3 protein-coding genes are annotated in these 3,807 nt (G+C 71.4%); all 3 read right to left on the bottom strand.

The annotated features are described in order from the left end of the window. Positions 1–1,488 (bottom strand): acyl-CoA dehydrogenase (locus HKK72_RS37255; RefSeq protein ID WP_187239097.1); only part of this gene is annotated, 1,488 nt, incomplete at its 3' end. Between the two features lie 133 nt (positions 1,489–1,621). Beyond that, complete coding sequence (locus HKK72_RS37250) at positions 1,622–2,626, bottom strand: TerC/Alx family metal homeostasis membrane protein (RefSeq protein ID WP_187239096.1); 1,005 nt, start codon at positions 2,624–2,626, stop codon at positions 1,622–1,624. 164 nt (positions 2,627–2,790) lie between these two features. Continuing rightward, the coding region (locus HKK72_RS37245; protein WP_187239095.1) for a glycosyltransferase at positions 2,791–3,807 on the bottom strand (1,017 nt) is incomplete at its 5' end.

Genomic DNA, 3,807 nt, shown 5'->3' with positions numbered 1-3,807 from the left:
CCAGCCGCCCTCGACCCGCTCGGCCTTCATGGACAGTGAGGCCAGGTCCGAGCCGGCGCCCGGCTCGCTGAATAGCTGGCACCAGACCATCTGGCCGCGCAGCGTCGGGCGCAGGAACCGCTCCTTCTGCTCCTCGGTGCCGTAGCTGAACAGGGACGGCACCAGCCAGGCGCCGATCACCAGGTTCGGCGGCTTGATCTTGGCCCGCTTCATCTCCTGCTGGATGAGGATCTGCTCGACCGGCCCGGCCTCGCGGCCCCACGGCTTCGGCAGGTGCGGGACCGTCCAGCCCTCGTCACCCATCGTGGTGTTGAGCCGGCCCTTGTCCTCGATCGCCGCGAGTTCGGCGATCTCGGCCCGGATCCGCTCCCGGACCGGCAGCGTGTCGTCGTCCAGTTCGACCTCGACCGCGCGTACGGTGCCGCCGAGGGCCAGGTCGGCCACCGAGGCCGCCCAGTCCTTGGCCGGGCCGAGCAGCGCCCGCAGCGTCAGGCCGCGGCGCAGATAGAGGTGGGCCTCGTGCTCCCAGGTGAAGCCGATGCCGCCGAGCACCTGGATGCAGTCACGGGCGGTCTGCACGGCGGCGTCGGGCGCGATGACGGCGGCGACGCCCGCGGCTAGGGGCGCCTCCTCCACGGAGTCGTCGATGGCGCGCGCCGCGTCCCACACGGCCGCACGGGCCTGCTCCAGAGCGATGAGCATCCGCGCGCACTTGTGCTTGATGCCCTGGAACTGGCCGATCGGGCGCCCGAACTGCTCGCGAACCTTCGCGTACTCGGCCGCGGTGCTCACGCACCAGGCTGCGACGCCGGTCGCCTCGGCGCCGAGCAGCAGCGCGGCGAGGTCGAGGACCCTCGGTCCCTCAAGGCCGTCCAGCACCCGGTCGGCCGCGACGCCGAGGTCGGTCACCGTCACGCGGGCGGCCCGGCGGACCCGGTCGAGGCTCGGGAGCTCCTCGACGGTCGCGTCCGCCGCGTCGATGACGACCCACTCCTGGCCGGCGTCGGTGCCGACCGGCAGGACGATCACGTCGGCGAGCACGGCGCCAAGGACGGGCTCGGCCGTACCGCTGATCACCAGGCCCTCGTCGGTGCGCCGGCCGGTGAGGCCGGTGGCGAGGGAGACGGCGCCCGTGCGGGTGCCCTCTGCCATGCCGGGCAGCAGCTCGGCATGCGCCTTGGCGTTGCTGGAGGCGCCGATCACCGCGCTGGCGAGGACGGTGGGCAGGAACGGCCCCGGAGCGGCGGCGCGACCCAGTTCCTCGAGCACGACCGCCAGCTCGAGCAGGCCGAACCCCTGGCCGCCGTGCTCCTCTGAGACGTGCAGCCCGAGCAGGCCCTGATCGGCCAGACCGGTCCAGAACGGCGGCCGGGTCTCGGTGGCCGCCTCCAGCGCGGCGCGCACCGTCTGCACCGTCACGTTGCGCTCGACGAGACCACGTACCGACTCCGCGAGCGCGTCATGCTCCTCGGTAAGCCCGATCGCCATCCGACACCTTCTTCCCAGACCTTCAGACCGCTGCCCGATTCCCGCATCACTACCGACATCGATTCTAGAACGGCATTCAGGTTCTACTTCGAGAGACTCTAGCGATCTCCGGCGGCACGTGATCGCGGGCCCGTCAGTCGACGGCGGCCACCGTGCCGTCCTTCTCGTCGCCCTCCTCCGCCGGGGACCCTGCGGCCGAGTCCCGCCGGATCTTGACGAGGCTGGCCACGGTGGTGACCACCAGAGTGCCACCGATGATGGAGAGGGACAGCCAGATGGGGATCACCGGCGCCCACGACACGTGGTAGCCGTGGAGCGCCTCGAGGACGAGCTTGACCCCGATGAACCCGAGGATCGCCGCCAGCCCGTGACTGAGGTAGACCAGGCGCCGCACCAGCCCGCCCAGCAGGAAGTACAGCTGCACCAGGCCCATCAGGGCGAAGGCGTTGGTGGTGAAGACGAGGTAGGGCTCCTTGGTGAGCCCGAAGATCGCGGGAATGGAGTCGAGCGCGAACAGCAGGTCCGTCGAGCCGATGGCGATGATGACGATGAACAGCGGAGTGAACAGCCGCTTGCCCTGCTGCTTGATGGAGATCTTCGAGCCGTGGTAGGCGTCGGTGGTCGGCAGCACCCGCCTGCTCCAGCGCAGCAGCGCGTTCTCTGCGACGTGCTGCTCGTCGTGCGAGGTGCGCACCAATCCGATGGCCGTCCAGATCAGGAAGGCACCGAAGATGAAGAACACCCACTGGAACTGGGCGATGGCCGCCGCGCCGATCGCGATGAAGATCCCGCGCAGGATGAGGGCGAGCACCACACCGAGCATCAGCACCCGGTGCTGGCTCTGCTTCGGCACGGCGAAGCGCGTCATGATCACGTAGAAGACGAAGAGGTTGTCGACGCTCAGGCTCTTCTCCGTGACGAAGCCCGCGTAGAACTGAGCCGCGTAGTCGCCTCCGGCGAAGGCCAGGATGCCCAGCCCGAACAGCATCGCCAGGGTGATGTAGAAGACCGACCAGAAGGCGGCCTGGTGGGAACTGAACTGCTTGGCCCCGGTCCGGTCGACCCAGATCAGGTCACCGATGATGAGGAGGGTGAGGCCGACGAGAGTGAGGGCCCAGATCCACAGGGGTACGTTCATGTAAACAGCCTCCGGCAGACACTAAAGATCGCCGGAGGTCTCTCCCGCCCTCACCGAGTGAGGACCGATGGCCCCGGGCCGGACACAGCCGACCGTGATGACGAGACCACCGCAGGGGATACTCCCCTCCTACCTGTCGCAGTGTACACGATCTTCTGGGGGTGTCACCGCAGTCCCCGTGCCGGCCGCCGGACGACGCCCCGGTAGAGGGCCGCGAGCTGGTTCACGGCATCGTCCTCGCTCGGCAGCGCGGTGGCCCGCTGAGCGGCCGCCGCACCGAGCCGCACGGCCAGCGCCGAGTCGGACAGCACCCGGCCGACCGCCTCTTCCAGCGCCCCGGCGTCTCCGGCCGGCACGAGCAGCGCGGCGTCGCCGACCAGCTCGGGGATACCGCCCACCTCGGTGGCGACCAGCGGCCGGCCGGCCCGCAGCACTTCCTGGACGAAGAGCGGCTGGCCCTCCCACACGCTGGGCACGACCGCGACATCGGCGGCCGCCAGCAGCTCGGCCACGTCGGAGCGGCGGCCGAGCAGCCGGACCGGCAGCTTCTCCGCCTCGATCCGGTCGCGCAGCCGGGTCTCGAGCGGGCCGTCGCCCGCGATCACGACGAGCGGCCCCGCCGTACGGCGTCCCCAGCCGGCGGCCGCGTCGAGGAGCGTGGGAAGTCCCTTCTGGTCGGCCAGCCGTGCCACGGTGACGATGAGGGGGCGGTCGCCGGCGCCGAGGTCGGCGCGGACCTCCGCACGGGCGTCCGGACCGGGCGGCTCACCCACCGAGGGCGTGGGCACGAGTGCGCGGCCCACCGCCCGGGCGCCGAGCGAGCGCATGCGCTGCTCCAGGTCGGGTGAGACACCGAGGACGCACGCGGCGCCGTGCGCGACGATCCGTTCCAGGGCCCCGTAGGCCAGTCCGGTCATGCCGCCCGCGATGACGGCGTTGTGCAGCGTCACGACCAGCGGCGGGCCGCCCGGCGCGAGGCGTAGCGGCCCAGGGGCGACACGCGTCAGCGCCGCGGCCACCAGGCCGCCCGCGCGCAGCCCATGGGCGTGAACGACGTCCGCGCCGTCGAGAAGGCGCCTGAGCCTGGCCACCGTGCGCGCGTCGCCGACCGGCCGCGGCCGGTCGGCGATCGTCACCTCGGCGAAGCGCGCGCCGGTGCTGGCGAAGTCGAAGAGTTCTCC

It is taken from the genome of Actinomadura sp. HBU206391 (assembly GCF_014323665.1).
In the GTDB taxonomy this organism is placed as follows: Bacteria; Actinomycetota; Actinomycetes; order Streptosporangiales; family Streptosporangiaceae; genus Actinomadura_C.
This window is presented reverse-complemented; position numbering and strand designations above follow the sequence as displayed.